At 33.2% G+C, this 24,157-nt stretch carries 16 protein-coding genes; 1 reads left to right on the forward strand and 15 read right to left on the reverse strand.

Annotated features, from left to right (window positions below):
* Positions 1 to 4: 4 nt before the first annotated feature.
* On the reverse strand, positions 5 to 1,306 hold the full coding sequence (locus KIV10_RS07585) for a tyrosine-type recombinase/integrase (RefSeq protein WP_214112913.1): 1,302 nt from the start codon (positions 1,304 to 1,306) through the stop codon (positions 5 to 7).
* A gap of 451 nt (positions 1,307 to 1,757) precedes the next feature.
* On the opposite strand from KIV10_RS07585, the gene KIV10_RS07590 reads away from it, so the two are divergent.
* Positions 1,758 to 3,005, forward strand: coding sequence for a site-specific integrase (locus tag KIV10_RS07590; RefSeq protein ID WP_214112914.1), 1,248 nt, complete (start codon positions 1,758 to 1,760; stop codon positions 3,003 to 3,005).
* Between the two features lie 99 nt (positions 3,006 to 3,104).
* On the opposite strand, the gene KIV10_RS07595 is transcribed toward KIV10_RS07590, so the two are convergent.
* The 14 genes from KIV10_RS07595 to KIV10_RS07660 form a co-directional block, all read right to left on the reverse strand.
* Entirely contained in the window at positions 3,105 to 4,871 is a 1,767-nt protein-coding gene (locus KIV10_RS07595) for a hypothetical protein (protein WP_214112915.1), read from the reverse strand.
* A complete protein-coding gene (locus KIV10_RS07600) occupies positions 4,858 to 8,349 on the reverse strand; it encodes a toxin-antitoxin system YwqK family antitoxin (protein WP_214112916.1) in 3,492 nt (1,163 codons plus the stop codon). Before KIV10_RS07600 ends, KIV10_RS07595 begins: the two co-directional genes overlap by 14 nt.
* Before the next feature lie 45 nt (positions 8,350 to 8,394).
* A complete protein-coding gene (locus KIV10_RS07605; protein WP_214112917.1) occupies positions 8,395 to 9,165 on the reverse strand; it encodes an XAC2610-related protein in 771 nt (256 codons plus the stop codon).
* 12 nt (positions 9,166 to 9,177) lie between these two features.
* Positions 9,178 to 10,233, reverse strand: coding sequence for a DUF3137 domain-containing protein (locus tag KIV10_RS07610; RefSeq protein WP_214112918.1), 1,056 nt, complete (start codon positions 10,231 to 10,233; stop codon positions 9,178 to 9,180).
* An 11-nt stretch (positions 10,234 to 10,244) separates the two neighbouring features.
* Complete coding sequence (locus KIV10_RS07615) at positions 10,245 to 10,841, reverse strand: LemA family protein (protein ID WP_214112919.1); 597 nt, start codon at positions 10,839 to 10,841, stop codon at positions 10,245 to 10,247.
* A gap of 63 nt (positions 10,842 to 10,904) precedes the next feature.
* Complete coding sequence (locus KIV10_RS07620; RefSeq protein WP_214112920.1) at positions 10,905 to 12,518, reverse strand: hypothetical protein; 1,614 nt, start codon at positions 12,516 to 12,518, stop codon at positions 10,905 to 10,907.
* 336 nt (positions 12,519 to 12,854) lie between these two features.
* Entirely contained in the window at positions 12,855 to 13,241 is a 387-nt protein-coding gene (locus KIV10_RS07625) for a hypothetical protein (protein WP_214112921.1), read from the reverse strand.
* A 350-nt stretch (positions 13,242 to 13,591) separates the two neighbouring features.
* Positions 13,592 to 14,575, reverse strand: a complete 984-nt coding sequence (locus KIV10_RS07630; RefSeq protein WP_214112922.1) for a DUF4238 domain-containing protein — start codon at positions 14,573 to 14,575, stop codon at positions 13,592 to 13,594.
* Between the two features lie 300 nt (positions 14,576 to 14,875).
* Positions 14,876 to 15,823 (reverse strand): hypothetical protein, encoded by a 948-nt coding sequence (locus tag KIV10_RS07635; protein ID WP_214112923.1) that lies wholly within the window; start codon positions 15,821 to 15,823, stop codon positions 14,876 to 14,878.
* Between the two features lie 386 nt (positions 15,824 to 16,209).
* Positions 16,210 to 20,187, reverse strand: coding sequence for an N-6 DNA methylase (locus KIV10_RS07640; protein WP_214112924.1), 3,978 nt, complete (start codon positions 20,185 to 20,187; stop codon positions 16,210 to 16,212).
* A complete protein-coding gene (locus tag KIV10_RS07645; RefSeq protein ID WP_214112925.1) occupies positions 20,187 to 20,990 on the reverse strand; it encodes a nucleotidyl transferase AbiEii/AbiGii toxin family protein in 804 nt (267 codons plus the stop codon). The genes KIV10_RS07640 and KIV10_RS07645 overlap by 1 nt, the downstream gene beginning before the upstream one ends.
* On the reverse strand, positions 20,987 to 21,808 hold the full coding sequence (locus KIV10_RS07650) for a type IV toxin-antitoxin system AbiEi family antitoxin domain-containing protein (RefSeq protein ID WP_214112926.1): 822 nt from the start codon (positions 21,806 to 21,808) through the stop codon (positions 20,987 to 20,989). The genes KIV10_RS07645 and KIV10_RS07650 overlap by 4 nt, the downstream gene beginning before the upstream one ends.
* 669 nt (positions 21,809 to 22,477) lie before the next feature.
* Complete coding sequence (locus KIV10_RS07655; protein WP_214112927.1) at positions 22,478 to 23,137, reverse strand: restriction endonuclease subunit S domain-containing protein; 660 nt, start codon at positions 23,135 to 23,137, stop codon at positions 22,478 to 22,480.
* Positions 23,138 to 23,446: 309 nt separating this feature from the next.
* A complete protein-coding gene (locus tag KIV10_RS07660; RefSeq protein ID WP_214112928.1) occupies positions 23,447 to 23,770 on the reverse strand; it encodes a hypothetical protein in 324 nt (107 codons plus the stop codon).
* Positions 23,771 to 24,157 lie beyond the last annotated feature (387 nt).

Below are 24,157 nucleotides of genomic sequence, written 5' to 3' on the forward strand. Positions count from 1 at the left end.
TCTCCTACTTTGCTACTTTCATATTAACTTTTTCGAAATTGTTATCTTCATTTTGTTTTAACCAATAGGCTTGAAGTGTTTTTGCGTTCTCTTTGGGAGTGATTTTTATATACTTTAAAAATTGGGCTTCCGTCTGATGGCCGGTGATGGCCATTATTACCATATTGGGCAGCTTGCCATATAAGTTGGAAGCGAAGCTTCTGCGACATATATGAGAGGTGACAAGTTTATGCATTGGGAAAATACCCTTCTCCTTTCTTTTGGTTTCAGAGTTTATCATACTGCCTTCGATTTTCTGCGTAAACCCTGCTTCTTCACAAACTTCCTTTATATGTAAATTGAATTTCTGGTCGGATATACTTCTTGGAAACCCTTTGTGTTTTTTCAGAATTGCTTTTACTTGTGGATGCATTGGTATAACCACGTCCTGACCTGTTTTTTGGGTTTCTATTTCGATGAATCCTTCTTTAATATTGGTTGCTTTTAATCGTAAAAAATCGGATACTCTTAGTCCGGTTCGTAAACCAATAATAAATAGATCCCTGGCGTTTTCTAAACGTTCTACTCCTTTGTAGTCGTGGTTGTAAATCTTATTTATTTGCTCGTCTCTTAGATAGATACTATCTGCCTTTACTTTAGGTGCAAAGAATTTTGGATGGTTTATATGTTCGTGAACAGGAAGCCCTTGAAGTTTGGCTTCTCTTGCTATGGTTTTAATGGTTCCAATATAATTACCAACCGTACCCAGGTTTATCTTCTGGTCCTGGGTTAAAAAGTTTACAAACCTATCGTAAAAGGTCAGGTTTAAATCGGTGAACTTCAGTTTGGTTTTAAACTTTTCCTCATATTCCTGTATCTTATTCTTGGTGGTATTATATTTAGTAATTGTGCCGGAACTTACTGGCTTGTTTTTGCCTTTTATTATGCGAGATGGTGCTAACTCTATAAAGCGTTTTACATAGGGCAGGAAGAATACCTGGTCTATTGCATCATCATTAACAGGTCTATTGAAATGATTCGCAATTTTGGTTATAAGCCAATCTCTATCAATATAAATTCCTTTGGAATTGTCCGCGTTGAATTCCGCTATAATGAAGTTTTCGAGCTCGAATAAATGGTTGTTTACGTCATCCTTGTAAGCTGCATCGGAAATGTTCTTTACTTTTTGCTTTGCCTTACTCCAATGACTTGGAAGAATCTTTAAATCTGTGGAAGCGGTGTAGTCAAATTTTCTTCCATTTTTGAATCGTACTAAAATATTGGAATATCCTTTAGTACCTTTTACGAGGTAATTGATGGTGGCCATAGCGTATAAATTATTAAAAGTGAGCAGTATAAAGATAAGAAACTATCCCCACATTATCCCCACAATTGCTATATTTATATATATTTTGCTTAATAAAAACTAATTACTAAAAATAGGAAAACCCTTGTTTTACAAGGGTTTCGGGAGGTTTTGGAAAGATGAGTGATGTATGGGAAAGGTGCTGGTTAGTTCCTCTTTCTCCGCTGAGAGATTATCAAATCTCCCCAAAACCCGATAAACAATATGTTATCGGGTTTTTTAATTTTCTTCAATATTAAATAATTTCATCCAACATCAAATAAAAGGTACGGCATTCGGTGCGTATTTTTACTACTTATTTTACGCACCGAATGAAGCTTGAAATACTGGTAAGCAACACTTTGCAGATGTTAAACATTTTATTTTTGTGGGAATTTTCAGTATATTTATTGTAAATAAAAAGTACGCACCTATGCAATCAAGCTTTTCCATAATATTTTATCCTCGGGGTAATGATGCTGATAAGCACGGTAATGCCCCTATATATGCACGAATTACCGTAAATGGGAAACGAAGTGAGTTTAGCATTAAACGAAAGGTATTATTAGAAAAATGGAGTTCAGTTGCAGGAAAAATTAAAGGTACGTCGTCCGAAGCTCGAGAATTGAATAAGTATATTAATGTTATACAGAACAAAATCTACAGAATTCAAGAGGAATTAACTGAGAATGGAGATTTGATTACAGCAAAAAGAATTAAAAATAGATATCTCGGTAAGGATAAGACTCATAAAATGCTGTTAGAAATTTTTCAGGAGCATAATAATAAAGTTGAGAAACTAATTGGTAAGGATTTTGCCGCTGGTACGGCAGAACGCTACAGAACTGCCAAAAAACACGTGAAAGAATATATTAAGAAAGAATATCAGGTAAATGACATTCCTGTTACAGATGTTGACCACAAGTTTATAACAGGCTTCGAATATTATCTTAAAACCGCGAGAAATTGCGCTCATAATACGGCCATTAAATACATTACTAATTTTAAAAAAATAATCCGCATCGCATACGCCAACGATTGGATCTCTAAAGATCCATTTACAAATTGGAAAGCGAGGCTCAAAATAGTTGATAGGGAGTTTTTAACTGTTGAGGAAATTCAGACAATGGTTGAAAAACAACTACATACTGAAAGACTGGATCAAGTTAAAGACATTTTTATATTCTGTTGTTTTACTGGTTTAGCCTATTCGGATGTAAAAAAGCTTTCTGCAAATAATGTTGTAATCGGTATTGATGGTGGAAAATGGATAAAAATTAATAGATCCAAAACCGACACACGAAGCAATATTCCAATTTTGCCCACAGCTGAAGCCATTTTAGAAAAGTACGCCGATGATTCAGAAAATAAAAGAAACCAACTTCTATTGCCAGTGTTAAGCAATCAAAAAATGAATGCCTACTTGAAAGAGATATCAGATTTGTGCAAAATCAACAAAAATTTAACCTTCCATTTAGCGCGTCATACTTTTGCTACAACTGTAACTCTCTCTAATGGTGTTCCCATTGAATCAGTAAGTAAAATGTTGGGGCATAAATCTCTTAAGACAACGCAACATTATGCTAAAATTTTAGACAGAAAAGTTAGCGATGATATGCTGGCGCTTAAAAATAAATTGACGAATTATTCTAATGTAATTAGCGTGTCAAAAAGCGTATGATTTTCTTTGAAAATAAATTGTTTGAGCTTTTATAAAAGCAGTTAAAGAAATTATTTTCTTATTTCAAAAATTATAAAAACTCTTTGAGCGTATGGATTTTTATTCTTCTACGAATTGAATTTCGTACTCATATGCTTTTACAACCGAGTCAGAATATGAAATATCCGTTTCTAAAATAGTCAAGGGTTTTAAAATATCTAAATGGTAAATAAATTCCATCCTTTTCTTAAGTATTTGGCTTGAAAACATGGTAAAAGTTTTAATTCTATCCTGAGCGTCATAGGAAAAGGAATAGCGATATCGGTCATTTTCGAAATAACTCTCAACGGGCTGGTTCTTTTCATTTGTCAATACATCAATTGGCTCTCCTTTCAAATGCTTTATTCCCAAAACTCGCCCATTCATATTGGCAAGCGAGCAATAATTATATTCGCAAAATTCATTGTTTGCAACACTTCTGGTGTTCGACCTTCCTTCTTGATTAATATCGCCAATCAAGGAAAATTGTAAACTGAAGCGCATATTATCGTGATATGCAAAATGCTGCTGCCAAATATGAAGTTCCACTATTTCTTGAGAAAAGTCTTCTCTTCGCTCTTCTACCTCTATAAATTCTTTAATATCCAACCTATCCTTTTCATAATGGTAAATTTGGATGTTCTTTCTATATTCGGACGATATAATTTCCAACAGACGATTCTTTTGGTCATAACGGTATTTTTCCTCACCTACAATTTCCTTCTTATCATTTCTGTGCTCAATTCTGTAAACATTGCCCTCCTTATTCAAAAACATTCTTTTGGACCCTAAAAATTTTCTCTGATCATTAAATAATTGGTAATTATTGATGTTCAGGCTGGAAATATTTCCGGTAGCTACAGGCGGATTAAGAATTCCAATCATTTCCATTTCTTTAGGTGCTCTACGGAATCTCTCCAAATCAAACTTTTTATCATTGTTGAGAACCGACATAATCTTAGCAGATGGAGGTCTCAAAAAAGTTTGGAAGGATGATTTAAATTCTGGATAAAGAGCTAATACCGCTTTCATCTCGTCCCCTTTCAACAGTAAGCGAAATGTCTCGTTATTAAAAATTTCGGACGACTTACTAAACTTGGGAAATTCTACCATTATACCAGTAAAATAAGGGTAAACTTGGGCTTCTGAATAATCCAATTTTTTTGCAAATTCGGCTTGATTTTTCAAATCCTTTTTTAAAACTTCCAAGCTTTCCATATTTCCTATAGCTATCTTTTGGGTTTGCAAAAGGTAATATTGAAGAAATTTCGACAAGGTTAATTTTGCTAAGATTTTCTGTTGTCCAAGAGTATGAGTTTTTCCTATTTCGGAAATTTTATTCTTGCTATAGTCACATAAATAATATTTGTCAACCGATATAGTTTCCATGTCATTCCCGCCATCAAATTTGAATTGAATGCGGTATAAGCCAATATTATTGAGAACACTTATTAATCTAATTTCAATATCCTTAAAAAATGGAGGGTAATTTTCTGAAGTATCATCGCCTTCTTGTACTCTTTTCCAATCTTCAAATTGTTTTTGGTATTTCAGCGCTTTGGAGTGAAGCTCAAAAAAAGCTACTTCATCCTCAATTTTAGCAATTGCAATTGTTTCCAATTGTGCTTCTATTTTTTTCCAACTTTCATTTTCTTGAATATTTTTTTCCAGTAAAATTTCAAAGGTTCCGGGAACATAATCTTTATTTGCCTCCTTAGTTATTACAAAAGAAGACACCTTATATTCCTTATTTTGGAACACATCGATAATCTGTGCCTGTATCGAAAAATGGAAGAGGCATACAATCAATACGATAAACGTTTTTTTGAACTTTTTACTTTTCCACATAAAATTCCACCATTAATTTATTCTCCTCACCTACCACTTTCACACGGTAAAACCCTTTTTGCTCCAATATATTTTTAAGTTGCTGTATTTCCAAATAAGCATTATTGTTTTCCATAATAAATCCCTCAGCACCTTTTTGCCTTCCTTCAATAAACAAGCGGGCTGCTACATAATTTGCACCAGCAAGCATGTGGTCGCATACAGCTTTAACTTTAGTAGCACCAATTTCAAAGTGAACCGTTGCATTATTAATTTCGAGTCCATAGAACTTTTGTTTCTCATTTTTCAGCAACGGAAGGTTAGAAGAATTAATATTGTTTTGTGGATTTATGCTCAGGTGTGCTTTTTCTATTTGAACCGTCATAAAATCTTTAATAATACCCAAAGGATAGCATTCATTTCTATTTTCTGCAAATTGAATTGACTTTATACCGTTTGCATCAAAGTTCAATTCTTCGGTATCGAAATAAGAAGTAAAATCACTTCCATCAGCTGCATTTACCAACGGATTTCTTTGCAAGCTTACCGCAATCCTTCTGGGACGGAATTCGGAATGCAATATTTGTTTTTTGTCAAAGCGATATGCTACGTTCGCTTCTATATTACTAATATAACCTTCAGTTTTGCAGGGATTTAAATTGAACTTTAAAAAACCCGCACTTGGATACTGAAATGAAAATTCTTGAAAAAGCAATAGTTTGAAATGAGTAAAACCAGCAGATTGATCGTTATTACTCCCAAAGTTTATATAAAAAATCTTTTCATAATTCAATTCATTGATGGGAATAATGCTTTGGGGAATAAATGGTTTTATATTTTGATATTCAGCCAACTGTTTTAGAGAATTTGCAAACCCTATTTTACTTCCGGAGAGAGAGGTATCATAGCATTTACAGAGATCCTCATCATTCGTGTTCTTTTCAATTAAAATTTCTCCATTCTCAAAAAATGAAATCTCTTCCTTCTCATTTGGCTCATAATTTATCCATTTCCCATCCCGTTTACCGTCCTTGAAATGCCCCAATGTTAACAAAGTGCCATTTTCATCAAACTTTTGATAAATACCATGGGCTTTGTCGTTTTTTAATTCGTGAAAGGTTTGAAGTTGTCCATTTTCGAAATACGTTTTTGCGCTTCCTATTCCTGTATCTAAGTTATTGTATCTATCGTTCCTCAACTTATTATTCCCATAAAAAAGTCGATTTACTCTAATGGAATCCAATCTTGTGTAAAGTAAACGATACGATAATGTGTCCCCTTGTGGAGAAAAATTGATGTAACTGTTTTGTGCAGGGATACGTTTTTCCTTGAGTTTTCCATCAGGGTAATATTCCGCATAAAATGTACTGGTGCCAGTACTATCATTTTTGTAAATATTTCTAATTATACCGTTATCGCCATAATAATAACTTTCCTTTACCTTTTGATTCGGGAAATACTCCACTCTTAATTCTGGACTGCCATCCATTTTGTTCCTTATATATTTTCCTACTGGTAATCCTCTATTGTACTCAGCATAAAATAATGTGTCCTTAGATATTGGATTGTAGGCTATCCAATCACCGTGCGGTAAACTATCCTTAAATTCTATCTTAAAGAAAGGGGCACCATCTGCATAATTCCATTGGTATTTACCATTGGGATAAGACTGGGTTGCAAGAATTTCGTTTTGCCAATTTGGATTATACTGTGCTGCTATTTTTTTTGCCATTTCGTTTATAGCATCTTCATCAATTATTTTGGATGTGTTGCTATTTACTTGAATTAAATCTCCTTCACTAGTGAAATTTGCCGATAACGGAGCTTGTCCATCTACAGTAAAATGTATCTGTCGCAATTTCTTATTACTGAAAAATTCATATGCAAAAAACGGTCTTCCATTCTCTTGCCAATTCACCGAGCTTAGTTGTTGTCCATCAAAAAAACTGATCTTGAAAATATCACTCGCTATTAAATTTGTCCTCTTGTCCTTTTCAAAATATTGCGCCGTTAGAATCTTGTCTGTTCCTGTTGCAAAAAAATATTTTGTTATCTGTCCGGCTTGGTCAAATGCAGTATTCCACCCTATATCCTCCGATTTGTCTGTCTCTTCCGTATATTGCTTGGTGTAATCTTCCTTCAGCTTGCCATTTTCATAGTATGTTTTATATGGGCCATGTAATTTGCCCTCCCTAAAATGGATTATACTCTCCACCTGTCCGTTTTTATAATAAGTCTTGGCCACACCATCCTTCACTCCATTTTTCCATTCAGCAATCGCTCGCTCCTTTCCATTTTCCCAATAGGTTTCCGTTCCTGTCTGCTGGGAAATTCTCTGGTCCTTTTTTTCTACTATTTCAAAATGTGCCAAATAATTTCTGACGCCATCCTTAAACCGCTCCACAGTTCCCGTCTTCAGATTATCTATTTCATAATATCGTTCCGACAGATTCCCGGTGCTATGGGAATAATTTTCCTGGACCCCATTTCTTTGAAAATTTTTCCAATTTTCAATTCTTGATATTTTTCCTTTGTCGTGATAAATTTCAATGGTTCCGTCGTATACATTTTTTAGTAGGGTATCCCCCGCTTGTATCTCACGGTAAAATCTTCCTTTTCTTTCTAGATATCCCCTTGAGTTAAAATAAGTGAAATCACCATGTTCCAAGCCCTCCTTAAAAACTACAGCCGACTCTAGGGAATTGCTTTTATCCTGATAATATTCTTTGGCCAACCCTTCCTTTTTTCCATTTTTAAAAAAGAGGTCAGAAGCAAGAAATCCATTATAATGGTAATATCTTACTTTTCCATTCAGAACAGAGACTTTAAGGGGCAGGTTGCTGGAATTTTTATTATCAACTTTATCATTTAAAGTATCCTTGTTTTTAGCTACATATTTGGGATTCTCAATAATTATGAAGTTTTCATCTTTTATTAGTATTCCATTGGCATTATAGGATTTTCGCACCCCTACATTTAGACCATCTTCAAAAGTTCCCTCTTCCTTTAATTGGCCGTTGTTGTGGTACAATTCATACTTTCCATTTTTTTGTCCGTTTTTATAAGTGGTTTTTTCCAAGAGGGTACCCTCTGGAGCAAAAACTTTATACGGACCATGTAAAAGGGCTTTTTGCCCTTTTGCAAAGGCTTTGTAAAGTTCAATTCGAATGGGATAATCCTTGTCATGGGAAAAATAGATCACTTCCCCATCCAACAAATCATTTTTGTATTTGGCAATTCTGCTTATTTTTCCATTATTGAAAAAAAGAATCTGCTCCCCATTTTTCTTCCCTCTCTTGAAGTCGGCAATTTCCAGAGTATCTTTCGTTGCATTTTGAATTATTATTTGATTTTTCAAAAAAATGGTATCCGTTGCCGTAGTATTATAAACATTCGGATAATCGCCCGGCTGTGCCCTTGCGGTTACAGTAAATAAATTGAAAAATATTAGGAATAAAATGCAATTATAAAATTGCAATCCATTAAACCTTTTAAACATCTTTATTTCCATTGATGATTACTGTTATTGTACACTTTACCGCTGTTATTTTTTAAATGTCCTCACCCATTCAAAAAATGGGGAATAAATGGATTCCAGTCCTTTATTCTTGATACGTTTTGGAATTTCTATCTTTTCTTTAATTACGTTATCTATTATTTTCTGATAATGAAAGATAAAAGATGTTTCTTCATCAGAAAGAATGACTGCGGCGCTATTCCAATATTTCTCTATATATTTTATTATACCATTATCAAAATGGATTTTTTTAAAGCTGTATAATCCTCCGCCTCCCTTGCTGGAATACGTTGCGATTTTATTTTTGGGATCCAGTAAAATACCCTCTTCCAATGACCCTCCCGAAAGTTCTTTTACAAACTCAAAGCTTTTGGTTATGGGTCGAAAAAGGTAAACTATATATTCCTGATTGCCACTGGATGATTGCATAGTTCTAAATTGAAGATCGGTAAAACCATCAAAATTAATATCAAAATCCTCTTGGAAACCATTCCAATTTCTTAATGTCGCTATTTCATATTCTTGAATATCAATGAAATTAGTTAAATCCAGCTCCATTAATATTTCATTTGAACTTGCATTTATTAGTCTCTGTCGAATCAGCTTTACCAAATCATTCTGTGACGTTTTGTTTGAATCAACAAAAGCTACGTCATACTCCCAAGAGCTTTCTATTCCATTAATGAAAAAAATGTTGCTTTTTATTATAAAGGTTGCTTTGGAAAAATCCGTCTCAATACTTTGGGAATCACATACCCCAAAGTGTAAAACCAGAATTAAAATTATTAATTTCTTCAAACGCACACCATTTTATGTCTTACTCCAAATTCTTACATCCAGGTTTAAGCCCCTTACAATCTTTTCGAATGATTCAATCTCATCAATATAACGTAAAAAATACCTCTCGTCCTCTACTTTCGTAAAGATATCAGCTTTGAAAAGATTCTTATCCCAAGGGATCAGAAAATACATTTTTCCCTGGATAAACGATATTATGGGCAATGCTTTTTCCTTCTCGATTACAATATGAATTTTGTCAATTAAACTTTGGGAAAGGACATAATACCCGGTCTGTGGATTAGTAGTATAGATGTTGTAATTATTATCTATATAAGGATTCTCTATGCTCATTTTTATTAAAGATTTTTGCTGAAAAATCTCATTCACCCTATCCTTAAATTTATCATTTTTCTTTGGCATCATTAATACCCTTCCATCAAATTCCTTATGAAAATCTGCATACATAAAGAAACCGGAAAAATAGACATCCACATCCTGAATGAATCCGAAAAAAATCTCATTTGGCCGGGCATTTCGATTTACAAGGTTTCTAACTAGTTCTATTGGGATTAATAGTATCGAAAGGAAGCATCCTCCAGCGGTTTTTCCATAATTTGTCTTCTCCTTTAAAAATTTAATCTCACAAAATTCCACATCAATATTTTCGATTGTTCCACGAACAAAATCCTCTCCTTGAATTTCAATGGTATTGGCAAAAAATCCTTTATCCAGAATTTCACTCTCTTCGAGCGCCAGATTGTTATAGCCTTTAGCCGAATATGTGAAATTAGGCCGTATCTTATTAAAGATTGTGGGAAGTACGTCATTTTTTAGATTGGATTCATACACCTCTTGAGGATTATTAAAAACCAATAGGGCAAGAAATAACACACCGACGAAAATTGTAATTGGAAGTAAAAAAGGAAGTATAAAGGTTACGGGAAACAAAAGGATTAAAATACCTTTTAAAAGTGTTCTCAAAGGTTTTGCAATCCTGTAGAAATAATACATTTTAAGAGCCTTTGTTCGCTGTATTTCCAACTGAACAGCGCGCTCCTTTAAAAATGACCTTAAGTCCTCATCCATAACCATACTGATTATTTATTAAAACCTTCCTTGAGAATGGGAACGGCGCGTGCTGATTCATCAGCTTTAAAGAAAGGACTCATTTTAAAATTATATACGCTGGCCATTACATTGGATGGGAACGTCTCGATTGCATTGTTAAGATTCATCACAGCAGCGTTGTATGCGCGTCTTGATGCGCTAATTTTTTCTTCCATTTCATTTAATGAGCGTTGCAGATGCAACATATTTTCACTTGCTTTTAGGTCGGGATAGCTTTCTACGGTAACCATTAGATTTTTCAATAAACCCGTTAACTCATTCTCCATTCCAAATCTTTTACTTGATTGGGGATCTACTTCCAGCAATTTGTTTCGCAACGCAGTGATGTCGTGAAGCGTACTTTTTTCGTGAAACATATACGCCTTAACACTTGCCACCAAGTTTGGAATTAATTCCCCTCTATTTTGGAGTGCTACATCTACCCCACTGAATGAAAACGCCACGTGATTTCTTTTTTTAACCAGACCATTGTATAAAATAATAAGAAGTGGAATTGTTATAAAAAATATTGGCAGCGTAACAACAATGGCAATTATTAGTATTAAATAGGCTATTGGTTTATTCATATTTGAGATTATTATAACTGTTTGGATATTGAAGCATTTGTGTGGTCAAGATGTGCTGTGTTTTTATTCATCCAAAAATTCATTTCCCAGTTTGTCCAACCATCCTTCCTGCCCATTTGGCAACTGAAACCTGGAAAAATATTCCCCCACATCTAAATTTTTATATTGCGGGGAGGCATTTAAACCATACAAACCTTGGAGGCCGTTTTTGGAAAATAAAATGTGGGGTGTTCTTGGTACAAGTTTAATGGTATCGAATTCTGCGGGTAGTAATTCAATCAGTTCTATGTTTGGATACGCTTGGGAATCCTCATTTGGATTTGATTTTTTTGAAATTAGTGCTAAAAGTCCAAATTGGTTATCCTTTTCTACCACAATATATTCCTTAAAACCATACCATTCATAATACCTGTGAAAAGTCAATTCTTTCGGAATCTGCTTATTCCTCAGCATCGTATAATCCAAAAAATTTACTGACTGAAATTCAATTCCGGAAAATAGATTGGTGGAGTAATTTGTTTCCTTCCATACTTCATCAAAATCTAAATATTTATTATTAATATGTAGGATAAAATCCGTGCTATCTTTTTTAATGGATATATAACTATATCCTGATGAATTATTGAATCCGCATATGGCAACTGGCTCTCTTTTAGGCAATTCATCTATAACGGTTCCATTTTTCAAAACATATTTAATCTGGTTATCTATTAAGCACATTGAATAATCACTATTGTTAACTATAGGAAAGGCAGAACGCAAATTTTTTGGAGTTAAATCCTTAAGTTGCAAATTATAAATATTTATCTCTTCATTATTTCTACCCACTATAAAACCATTCTGACTTATAACGGTATCAAATTTCTTGTCAATTAAAATTTGACCGAATATGGCATCTTTTATATAGGAGTCTTTAAAGGCAAAGTTAGAGGACCAAATATGCGATTTGTCTTCATAGCTTTCTATTTTTTGTAGAAAATTAAAGGATGCATCCTTAGCTAGAAAAGTATCTTGATATTTTGCCTTTAGCCCTTTTTTATCAGGAATAATATATCCTTGATACTGAATATATGAAAAACGAATGTCGTTAAAGGTGGCCCTTTTTTTATAGGTAAAATTGTTTTCAATAAATGGAAAAATAATTATATTTCTATTCTTACCTAAATCCACAATTACAAAAGGAATGAGCGTATCATCTGCACAGCGCCATTCCTGCTTCCCATTAGAAGGATGTGTTTCAAAATAACAATCTGTTTTTTTTAAAAAAGATTGATTATAATATGTTATGCCTTTTACAATAAATCCTCCATTATGCTCCGTTCTCTCATATAGATTTTCGGCAAATAACTCTTCTATGGATATATTTTTCTTTTGTTTTTCTAAGTCCGATACTTTTATAATAAAAGAGTATTTATTAGGATTTAGGGTAATAGTATTGAACATATCTAAATAGTATTCGGAGACTTCCACATTTTGTGTTTTTATTTCCTTTCCTAAGAAATCGTCCGTTGCAAACAAACTTAGTACAGTGATTGATGCTATTTGGCCACCATTCTTTTTTAAAAAGTACAATTCGTCATTAGCTACCACTATATCATCAGCATCCACGTTTACGGTGGTTTGCGATATAACTATCTGACCAAATAAAAAAAATATGAAAATTGATAGCTGTTTCAATGGGATTTTATTTAGAGAACACATTTATTGAGCCAAAAGATAACTTAAATTTTAAATTATTAAAAAATTAATGAAAGTAGCCTTAACCTAGCCTTTGGGTAGCATTAACGTAGCTTAAACCATACACTCGAGTAGCACTCGCCCCCGTTGAACCATACATTAGCTCAACCTGAACGTACCATTAAGGGACATTAACTGTAGCATTAGGTCACTTTAACTATAACATTAGGTCACTATGACTGTAGCCCTAACAGCCTGTATTTTTATGCAAAATCTATGATTACGCCCGTTGTAGTGGTCACGGGCGAGATGCCCCCGCCAGCAAGGGGCAGTATTTTAATCGGCTTTATGATAAATTATTTCTTCTCCGTCAGTAATCAAAATCATTTTGGTTGAGTTTAGATATTTCAATTCAGATATCCATTCCTCGAACATTGTAGAATATTTTAATTTAAATCCATCCTCATATCTCAATATCTCAACATCTGCCATATCCCCTTCATTAAACCAAAGTTTACCGTTTTCATCAAAATTGTAAATTTTGTATTGAATTCCGCTAGAATCTCCGAAATATTCAAAAAAGGTATTGGAATCAAATTTTTCTGCTTTCCACTTTCCAATAACAAGTTCTCTAACTTCATTTTCAGTTTCACAACACTTAAGTTGTTGACCAAAAAGTGTCAGAGGTAAAAAGATTAATATAATTAGCAGAAATTTCATCATATTGCACACAACTTATTTTTACTCCCAACTTTTTAATTTTTAGCCATTCAACCTGTTCGGCTATACACAAGTTATTAAAAGAAATTTCTTTGTATAGTTTATAAATATAAAACAAACTCAAACCCACCCATTACAGAAAACCATAAGAGTGGGTTTTTAAATCGGGGAGAATACCAAATATACTGATTATCACTTAACAACTAACAACAATTAATAAATCCAATTATCTAACAATATAGTTAACAAGAGCGAATCATTCTTGTAGTTAAAGCGGTTGAGCCTATATCTTGGTTAGTTTAAACGTTGGGGAAACGAGAGGATACTCTCGCAAATGGGGCTTAATATATATATTATAAACCCAGCTCTTTTAATTTAGCAAAAACATCAGCCATTTTTTCTCCTTTTTTTAGAGGTCGTTCAGATTCTTGCTTTGTTAATAAATACGATTCCAATGCCCCTTTTGAACCAAACATAAATCTCTCTGAATTTTGCATTTGGGAATAGTTAGAAGTCAATTTCTGAATTTCTGAAAATGGTTTTTTTACGTTTTGTCTAAAAACTACATTTTCTAAACCCTTAGTATTTTCCGGCATTAACATTAAAATATGTTTTGAATCTAAAGGCAGTTTCAAAACATTCGTAGGATCAAAAGGTGCAAATCTTTGAGGACTATTATTTTCTGCAATTACTGGATTATCACTTGTTACCAACTCCAAATCTTCGTCATCAATGCGAACTACCATTATTGCATCATTTGCAAGTCTACTTCTAATCAACTCAATCGCAACTTCAAGTTGAGTTATTATCATTCCAGGTTGCCTTCTTTTGTTCCATTCGGATGTAAATTCTTCCAATTCTCGATCCTTAATAGAAATTGTTTGGCCTTCGTAATTAAAATGTTCACTACCGGTTTGCTTGCACAACTGAAATGCTCTTTCCAAGATTCTGCCTGACAAATCTCTACTGCTATTTACCCATTTTGTTGTACGATAATACATTGTTACAACCGTAGAAATTATCAACTCTCTCTGTTCGTTTGTAACTTCTGTTTTTGTTGGGTCAGTTAAAATTTTGTAGATGGAATCATAGTGTTGCTCAAGTTCATTAGAATAAAACTTTTCAATCGCCATTTTTTGAGCAACAGTTTCTCCCGGCAGAGTATAAAGATGATTTTCTAATGCTACATTATTGATTTTGGATTGGAATATACTGTTCTCATCAGTTTCACTTTTAGAAAGCACATAAATTAGATATTCGGAACCATCTAAAACTCCAAAATGTTTTAAATATGTTCTTGGCACAAAATGTTGTCTTTTAACTAAACTCTCTGACATAGCCGTATATGAATATTAAGCCCAACCTGTTTATATATCAATTTCTGTGTGTCTTCTTATCGTTACATATATCTGATAAGCTTCCTTTTAGAAAATACAATACCTTTTATTTACGTTAAATGTACTTGATCAATATATTTCTAGAATGAAAAAAATATTTTTTATTGTGTAATTTCCAAATATAAAACAAACTAAAACCCACCCATTACGGAAAACCATAAGAGTTGGTTTTTAAGCCGAGGTTAAAATCAAAATTACAATTTTTTAAAAACAGAATTAGTGGTTTAAATAGGATATTTTTTACAATGCAATTTTTACTCGTTCAATTTCATCAGCTTTTATAACTACCGTTCTGATGTTTAATTTTTTATAAGTTTGTTCCGCTTTGTATTTACACCGCTCATCGTTAGTTACAAAATATTCACAATGTGCTCCGTAAAAAGTATGCAATGAATCATCAAACATATTATTAAAATTGCCGTCTGTCTTATAACCTTTCAAGTCAAATTTATAAAATGTCTCAATTAGCAGAGAAAAGTTTTTGTTATCACTTGTTTTAGATTTTGGTCCATATAAATCTGAAAGTTCAAAAATATCTAAATGCTGTGGTAAATCTTTAAAATTTTGTCTTACTGCTTTTTGTAGTTGTGGATTATTGTTAAGTTTATTTATACTCCGTATTAAATAAACCTTTAATGATTTATATAGGCTGTAATCGGATTTTAATCTAGTTTGAAAATTAAATATATCTTCGAACAATGAATACATATTATCTTCAACTCTACATTTTGGATACATTACTCCAAAAATTGGGTCTTGACTATATCCCAATTTGAAATTTTTTGGTAATGGAATATATTTAAAAGGTAGATAGATATTTGGAATTCCATCTTCAGGATCAAATAAATCATCAAATGATGTGGGCTCAAATTCCCACTCCTTTTGCTTTTCGTCGAAAAATTCCCTAATATTCTTGAAGTGCCAAGTCGATGAATTTCTACCCCAATATTGACATAAGCATAAATTTTTAGTGAGTCGTTCAATATTTTCTAAATGGCCGTCGATAAATTGTGGATTTTTTTGAAACCCTCGGAACAGGTCATTCAGGTGTGCATTAGAATAAGGGACTTCAATTTTTCCACTTAAAATCAAATCTTCCCAATCTGAATATAATTTTCGCTCGTCGTCTTTAAGATTATCCTTTTTTTCAATGCGGTCAAAAATGTTTAAATCTAGATAAATATACATTTGATAAATTGTAAAAATTTCTTTTTAAGGGCTGCATTTTAAACCATTTATCATCTTATGCTTTATATTATGATTGTAATTATTGTAAATATAAAACAAACACACACATTACGGAAAACCGTAAAAGGAGGTTATTTAACCGGGGAGAATACCAAATATATGGTTTTTGGTAAATAAAACCGCTATCTATTTCATTTTTAGAAGCTACCAAAAAACAAAGCCGCTCAAAGCGGCTTATATACATTCAGTTTTTTTAACGAGAATGGGGTCATGCATTTTACCTTGTTATATGCCGTTACTATTTTATTAATTTCGTTTATAGCGTTGGTGTGAAAGCTCTTGCAACCGTACGGAGGAGGATCGAAATGTACTTGAACTTGTGTTTGCTATTTCTTTTTATATTTTACTTTTGGTTCTGCTGCTATGGCTATTTCCGTTTCTTTTACTTCTCCCATTAAGTAAGACTTAATTACGGCTTCCTTTCGTTTAGCCATTCCGTTAATAATATCTTGTGAGTCTTTGATTTTCTTTTCCAGCTCTTCAACTTTTATAATGAGTTCAGTTTGAATTTTCTGAGATGGAGCTTTGATACTCAAACCTCTCATGCTATCCATTGAAGCCCGATTATTTCTCGAAAATCGCACACGTTCTCCCTCTTTTTGAAGTGCCCATGCTAAATATTTAGGGTGTACTTCATTGCTTTTTATGCGAAGAACTCCACAGTGATCAGTTGGATAAAAAGGTTCTTTTGCTGGAATGACATTTACCATCCAATCTCCATCAATACCCCAAAGGACAGATGAAATATCAAAGTTTTCAATAAGCTTCTTTTCTATATGCCCAAATGGTTCAAAAACATTGGCACTATAAACTGGAATCCCTTTATCTTCATTGTTTATTTCATCCTTTAGCACACGTTTACCAATTGATAGTTCAAATATATCTGTGTTGCTCAATTTATATGTGATATTTGATTTCGATAGGGCATCGCTAAAAAGAGATTCTAATTCATTTTTAGATTTACTCAAAATTTGATTTGCCTTTTTTGCTTCTGTGTTGAAAACACTGCATTCATTGATTATTTGTTTTTGAACATCTATAGGTGGGAGAGGAATTAGCATGCTAGAATATATCTGTCCATTTATGTTAGGCTGAGAAGAACCCGTTTGATTATGCCTTACCCAACTTTGATAAATAGGTAGATTCGTATATTCATCAAGAAATTCTGGAAGTAATTTTGATTTATTTGTTCGAAATCTAATTAAGTATCCTGCGTATAATGCTTTTCCAAATTCTTTTCGATACAAAAATGTCTTACCAACAGTATTGCCAGACCTTGCAAATAGGAAATCCCCATCTTTAAGAATAAATTTTTCTTCTACTGTTTTCGTGGTTTTAAATTCGCTTAAAAGTTGTCCATTTTCATCAATATCTGTAATTCTTATATATCGGTAATCAGTTTTTGGATTCCCGACTATTGCACTTTCATTAGCACCGTATTGAGGTTCATTACAAACCATTCCGAGTTTTACCAAATCCCATTTTGTTTCCATAAAAATACTTGTCTTGGGAGTTAAAGAGATAAATTTGTTGAAATCTGGACGACTGAAATCTAGCATTTTGATTAATCTAACCTGTGTTACATTATTCTCAATATCTTTAGGTATTTCAACCTCTACTCCTTCAAAATTCTGATTAATCATATGGTTAATCTTCCTTTCATTCTTTTTATTGTATGGGTCGTAAAGTGGTGTATTAATATTATTTAAATTGAAGATATTGCTCAAAACACGTTTGTCTTCTTCATCCAAAGCAACATTACCTTCATCCTCATCTTCACCTTCCATTTTGTCGAGTTTAACACCACCTAAATATTTAATTCCTTCATTGCCTTTTGCAGCACTCCATTCATATCCCAGAAATTTCTTCATTTCTTTAGATTTTGAAGGACTTTTTACGATCAATACCTTTTGAGGATTTTGACTTGCCAACACAAAATAGTATAGCTTTTCTTTTTCGTTTTCTGTGAGGTAAACAAGGAAACGTTTGTTGAGTTCAATCTCTTTTTTACGAGGAGATAATGCCTTAAATGTTGTTTTCTTTTTCAGATTCTTAATTTCTGACCATTTATCAAACTCTTTTCGATATTCTTTAAAAATATCTGTTTCTAGTATTTTTTTATTTGGTTCTCCTTTCAATAAAGTTTGATAATCTTCAAATTCAAGTTCTAAGTGGTTGCAATACTGTTTTAGAAAGTGTTCATCTTCAAATAAACCGTCTTTGGTTTTATCGAAATTGAACCACGCGTTCACGCGGTTTAAGAAATGATCAGAAGGAGACGGACCTTCTTTTCTCCGTCTGATAAATAACGTAACGGTATTAGTTCCAGTCTTCCCAAAAGTTCCACTTCCGAATTCTGCAATGGCTATAATGTCAAAATACTTTAGCAAGATTTCACGAGTAGCCACATAAATATTAGTCGATTTCGAAGTGCTTTTGGCTTTTCCTTTGGTTAAAATAGAAGAGGGTACAATAATACCTGCAACTCCACCAGGTTTCAAAAGTTGTTTCGCTCTTTCAATAAAGAAAGTCTCAATACTATTGTTGTTAGGATAACTCTTTTCTCCAACCGTTTCAATAAGTTCATACTTCTTTCTTTCGGTTTCTGAAAGTGTTTCTAAAAAGCCTTTTACACTGTATGGAGGGTTAGCGATTAAAACAGAAAATGAACTGTCTTTGATGTTTTTATCATCCATTTCTTTACCAGAAGACAAAGCATCTGAGTACACAATATTGATGTCATCCTGTCCATACATAAAGGAGGAAACCTTGGCCACTTTTGAAAGACGGTATTCTTTTTCTATTCCGTAAACATTTTCGTAGTAGTCGGCTATCTTGGCTTCCTTTTCTTTTTCTACAATTGGTTTAATTTCTTTGGCATATTCATTTAAAAAGTGTCCTGCACCACAAGCATAATCTATGACTTTTGGTATTTCATCTCCTTTGGTAATAATTGATTCTAACGGTAAAGATTTCAGGATGAATTTTACAATAGGCATTGGAGTGAAGAATTGACCCTCTGACTGCTTTACTCCCTGATCCAAGAAGCCCTCAAACATATCCCCCAGAAACTGGTTTTCCTCGCTAGCTGATTCGCTATCAGTTTTTAATTGAATGTCCTGAAGCATTTGCACAATCTTCAGCAGGATAGCCGTGTTTTGATAAAAAAGTTTTTCGTTGTGGACGTCTATGAATCCAAAATCATTATTGTTAAAGAATTTTAGTTCCTTGAAGTATTTCTTGATAGTGTCTTTAGTAGCATCAGGATCATTTTTGAAAAAGTCAAAAGCTTTATCAATCTGATCGGCACTGATGTAAACCACATCCTCACCAAGGAAGCGTTGCATTCCATCCTGATACAATTTCTGTAGTCTGTCAATCAAACTGAATTGATCGTCATAAGCGATTCCTTTCCAATAAAATTTAAGTTCTTCGGGGTTATTGGTTTCATCAACAATTTTGCATAGAAAAAGATTGACTAATTTATCAAAAGCGTTTTCACGGCCAGAGACATTGTGTTGTCTTAAAATGGTTGCAAATTCATGATATTTTCCCTGAATGTCATTGCTGCTGATGGTTTTTAAGTCTTTAAGCGAGTACTTCGTCTTTCCGATTTCATAAGCAGGAATATCTTCCTCAAAAATACCTTTGGTGGCATAATCTCGAGCATAAGTTTCTTTCCATGCTTTGAAAATATCTTCAACATCCAACCCTTTTGCTTTTTCAAATGAGAGAGGTTTTTTGTCTGCTAATTCAACCAGTAACTTTTCGTTATCTTTAAATGTGATGAGACGATAATTAGCCGTTACTTTTGCGTCTAAATAATCAGAAGCATAGAGACAAACAAATTGAGTGCTGCCCGCTTGCTTTACGTAAGAAAGTAATTGCCCCCCATTGATTAATGTTTTCTTCCAGGCATCTTCAAATTCTTTTCCTTCTGTTTTACATTCTATGATAACTAATGATTTTCCCGAATTGTCTTTAACCATGATGTCGGCACGACCACCGCTTGCTCCATGACCAACCTTCCATTTTGGTTCTAGTTCTATATGTTCAGGTTTATAGCCTTGCTCAAAAAGACGATGAACACATTCAAAAACAACAAAGTTTTCGTTTTGCTTAAAGTTACAGGTTTGTTTCTCGTTTATCTTAAAGCCTTTATCTTCTGGATAGATTAGTTTTTCAGCTTTAAAATCGACCTTCAGGTAAGCGTCTGAATTCTTAAACTTTTTAAAAAAGGTATCTCCTTTGCTTGTAAAGCCAAGTTTGGTTAGGAGGTCTTTGAAATTATTTTTGGTAATCATTACATTTCAAATTTTTTTAAGTGACGAGTAACTTCTCTTAATACGGTATCAAAATCTGGTAAATCATGAATTTGATCTGCCATAGATTTTTGCCACCTTCCTTTATATTGTGGTAAACGCTGCTCTAATTTCTCATGAAAATCGGCAGGATTTACTTCTTTATTTTTACATTTTGCTTTGAATTCTTTGATATAAAAATTAACATCCATGCCATGAACTTCCAGCAAATACCAGATATCATAAAAATCTCTGGCCTGCATTCGTTGCATTACTGACCGTAATTTTTCTACTAATACTTCCTCCAACGAATAACAAAGGAGTTGATGCTTTTCCTGATCTGTATACCCAATAAAAACATCATTCAAAACAGGCTCAAAAACTAAATTTTCACTTCTTGAAATATCAACTTTCACTTTCTTATTTGCTCCCAATCCACCAAGAGGCCCTACATAGCTGATGTAGAAGTTGATTCCTCCGTCTTTATGTTCGTTGTCGTCGATTATTGCTAACGGGATGTTAGCTTCTTCTTTTATGAATTCAAAAACTTCTTCAAACCACTCAAATATTTGTTCGTTCGTTATACTGTCATCAAGTAATGTAAAATCAAGATCCTCGGAAAATCGGTAATCTTCGAAATAGACTTTTTTTAGCACCGTTCCACCTTTAAAAGCAATTGTTTTAGAAAGCTCTTCATGTTTTGCTATTCCTTGCAGAATCCACGATAGAATGTAATCCTTTTCAATCTGCTGATCTCGCACACCAAATTCACGAGCCATGTTTTGTATTTCTCCCGGTTTAATCATGTATAAATGGCAGATTTAATAGTTTCCGTTTCTAAATTTTGTTGAATGCTCCATCTGCTTATCATCTTTCCTGATTTTGGCAATTCGGTATCGAGCAACACATAAGAAGCTGTTTTTACTTTATTGAGTTTGGAAATAATGTCGGTTTCTATTTCGAGTATTTCCAGCAAGAACCCAAGCCGCTTGATTACTGCTTGCGATTTGAACTTTTCAGCATATTCCAAAAGTTTGTTGAACTTGATTTTGTCTTTTGATATATAGATGGCTCTTGCTATTTCTACAATTCCACCAGCATAGTCCGGTTTGAATAAACAGTCAATAAAAGTTTTTTCTAGGTCAGAGCATAATACTTTGTTAAAGCTGTCTATCCATATTTTTTTTGCTCCGAAAAAGTGTTTTTCATTATGATAAATAAATTGAAAATCAATATCCTTTATTTTGATTTTCGAAGGACGAATTTGATTTGCAACAACTATTTGTTCCTTTAAAGAAGGCTGAGTAATTAAGTTGTGGATTTGTAAAGCAGAATAATATCCAATATAGTGGTCAGTCCCTTTTGCTAAGTGCTCTGCGATTAGATGCCAATCAGGCATAAAGGATTCAGGGTCTTTTTCAAAAGGAATAACATAATACAGCCCTTTTTTTAATCGCATTAACAACCCTCTTTTAACCATATCACTGAGGAGTTCCTTTAAAGCACTGTCACTTGATTGAGGTAAAGCATTTACAGCATCACTATAAGTGAAACAATTCTTGTCCAATTGATTGAAATAGTTCAGTATTTGATTGGATTGTGTTGAAACGTTTTTTGCTCTCATAGCTTAAAAGTCAGCTTTAAACTGACCACAATGATACAAAGAATAAAATTAAAAAACGATTGTTTATCGTAAAAAAGTCAGCTTATACCTGTTTTAAGTGATATAAAACATAATTTAAACTATTGTCCTTTGAGTGATGGAGAAGTGAAAGCTCTTTTAATGTGGAGCGTAGCGGAACAGCAAATGTGCTTGAATGTGCCGCTGGATTTTCAAATGGCATACATCTACTTATTTATCCTCTCAATTTTATTAGGTTTATCCAACCAATAGTGAGTTAAGCACAAGCTATTAAAAATTTCCTTGGCATATTTTACAAACATATAACAAACTCAAACTCACCCATTATGGAAAACCATAAGACAGGTTTTTTAAATTGGGGAGAATACCAAATATAAGTTTTTTGCTAAATAGTATAGCTATCCATTTAATTTTTAGATGATACCCAAAAAAAATGCCACATAAAGCGGCTTATATGAGTTCGGTTTCTACAAATTAAGGGGTCGTGTAAAGATTACCATTCTTATTAGCAACGGGCTTTTATATTCCAAAGTGCTTAATAATTTGGTCAAAACACACTAAATCTTCTCGATTATACTCTTCCTCTTTTTTTACAGCTATTCCAACGTGAACCGCAGAATTTCTCTTTTTTTGAATATCTTCAAAATGATTTCATGGAAAATCAAGATTTATATTTAGCTTGAGCAGTTTTATATAAGTAATTAATTTTCCTAATCCTAAAGAACGGTCTTTTTCCAAGAGCTTTTTCTCAGTATTTTGGTCAAGTAATAACTGGTACAATAAAGCTTCGGAAATAGCTCCTGCTAGGATTATTGCGGTTCTATACCTTTCATTTTTCAAGTTCAATCTATAATCATTATAGAATCCACCAATTAATTTTCTAAATGGATTTTCTTCTATTTTAATTACAATCTCCTTTTTACTAGTATATTTTCTCGAATTTGGAGGAATTGGAATAACTAAATCATATAAATCTTTTTTTGGAATTCTAATAAATACACTTCCTTTTGCAAATTGTGCCAAATGATTTTTAACAAAATCTCTTGATAGAAACCAATTCAAATAGTTGGCAGTTATACCATTTTCAAGCCCTTTTTTGTTTAATATTAATGGTGTTGAAAAACCTTTGTTAGGTGCTATTTTGTCTAATAATTTAAGCCTTATTTGACTATCATTTGAAGGCATTAAAACCAAAGTTCCGGAGGGAATATTTGTTCCTCTTTTAGAAGGGGTTATAATTTCACCTAACGTAATCCGCTTACTTTTTTCGAATTTACTGTCAAGGTTTCCTATATACTTATTTATCGACATTGCCCGTTTAGGTTGTTGGTAATTTATCTCTTCACTAGGGTTCGCTATGCACAAGTTATTAAATTTTTCCTTTGTAAAGTTTCCAAATCCAAAACAAACCCACCCATTGCGGAATACCGTAAGAGTGGGTTTTTTATTGGGGAGATTAATAAAGGTAACTTTTTTTTATTAAAATAGCCCAATTTCGAATAGCAAAATACAATCTATCCATCCTTTAGCAGCCAAGTGTGGAAGTTCTAAATGAAAAAAAATAAATTATGAATAAATCGTCAATAGAGATAAAAAAAATCAGCAACTATCTAACTCCATCTATGATTTCCGTGCGTTTTTAAATTTTTCTACTTCTTTAGTCGTAAGACTGTCATATTTTTTAGCAAAATCAGATAAAGAATACCCCATAGCTTGAATAATTAGAAATACCGTGGTTGAATTCGGCCCTGTTATTGATTTAGCATTAAAAGTGTCCGACACAGTTGCTTTTCTGATATCTGCTTCTAAGGCTATTTCGTTATAGCTTTCAATAATTCCTTCGCTAGACTTATTAATAGAGCTAAATTTCTTGCTTGTTTCGAGCAAAAAATTTAAGGTAATTGCGATCTTAATATTAATAACTTGAATTAGCTCCTCTTTCATCTACGCAATAAAGTATTTCACAAATAATTTATCGGTACGTTTTGGCGTACCGATAAATTTTATTATATTTGAATTTGTATCTTGATTTACAGATACAAATTATATTTTTGCGAAAGCATTTCTAAACTTCTTAGAAGCATTCGCTTTGAATCTCGATCTGAAAACTGGTAATTTTTACGTGTACGAGACGATAAGCAAGGATGCTCACGACCCGGGCGTGGGCTCTCCTTATCCGTACACAGGCATACCAGTGCCCCAGGTCGGTAAGTTGAGTTCCGCGCCCACTTATTTTAGGTACCGCGTATCATATTTTTCAACTTAATTTTTCAAAGCATCCGTTTTCAGTTTTGTTTAGGAGTTTTTGCAATTGTTATTGTATTGAGTAGT

It is taken from the genome of Aequorivita echinoideorum, from assembly GCF_018476645.1.
Classification (GTDB): Bacteria; Bacteroidota; Bacteroidia; order Flavobacteriales; family Flavobacteriaceae; genus Aequorivita; species Aequorivita echinoideorum.

Excerpts from the sequence above, each read along its gene's own strand:
- KIV10_RS07635 (WP_214112923.1), bottom strand. The coding sequence starts at position 15,823 with ATGTATATTTATCTAGATTTAAACATTTTTGACCGCATTGAAAAAAAG.
- KIV10_RS07650 (WP_214112926.1), bottom strand. The coding sequence starts at position 21,808 with ATGAGAGCAAAAAACGTTTCAACACAATCCAATCAAATACTGAACTAT.
- KIV10_RS07645 (WP_214112925.1), bottom strand. The coding sequence starts at position 20,990 with ATGATTAAACCGGGAGAAATACAAAACATGGCTCGTGAATTTGGTGTG.
- KIV10_RS07625 (WP_214112921.1), bottom strand. The coding sequence starts at position 13,241 with ATGATGAAATTTCTGCTAATTATATTAATCTTTTTACCTCTGACACTT.
- KIV10_RS07615 (WP_214112919.1), bottom strand. The coding sequence starts at position 10,841 with ATGAATAAACCAATAGCCTATTTAATACTAATAATTGCCATTGTTGTT.
- KIV10_RS07660 (WP_214112928.1), bottom strand. The coding sequence starts at position 23,770 with ATGAAAGAGGAGCTAATTCAAGTTATTAATATTAAGATCGCAATTACC.
- KIV10_RS07590 (WP_214112914.1), top strand. The coding sequence starts at position 1,758 with ATGCAATCAAGCTTTTCCATAATATTTTATCCTCGGGGTAATGATGCT.
- KIV10_RS07630 (WP_214112922.1), bottom strand. The coding sequence starts at position 14,575 with ATGTCAGAGAGTTTAGTTAAAAGACAACATTTTGTGCCAAGAACATAT.
- KIV10_RS07585 (WP_214112913.1), bottom strand. The coding sequence starts at position 1,306 with ATGGCCACCATCAATTACCTCGTAAAAGGTACTAAAGGATATTCCAAT.
- KIV10_RS07600 (WP_214112916.1), bottom strand. The coding sequence starts at position 8,349 with ATGTTTAAAAGGTTTAATGGATTGCAATTTTATAATTGCATTTTATTC.
- KIV10_RS07640 (WP_214112924.1), bottom strand. The coding sequence starts at position 20,187 with ATGATTACCAAAAATAATTTCAAAGACCTCCTAACCAAACTTGGCTTT.
- KIV10_RS07655 (WP_214112927.1), bottom strand. The coding sequence starts at position 23,137 with ATGTCGATAAATAAGTATATAGGAAACCTTGACAGTAAATTCGAAAAA.
- KIV10_RS07610 (WP_214112918.1), bottom strand. The coding sequence starts at position 10,233 with ATGGATGAGGACTTAAGGTCATTTTTAAAGGAGCGCGCTGTTCAGTTG.
- KIV10_RS07595 (WP_214112915.1), bottom strand. The coding sequence starts at position 4,871 with ATGTGGAAAAGTAAAAAGTTCAAAAAAACGTTTATCGTATTGATTGTA.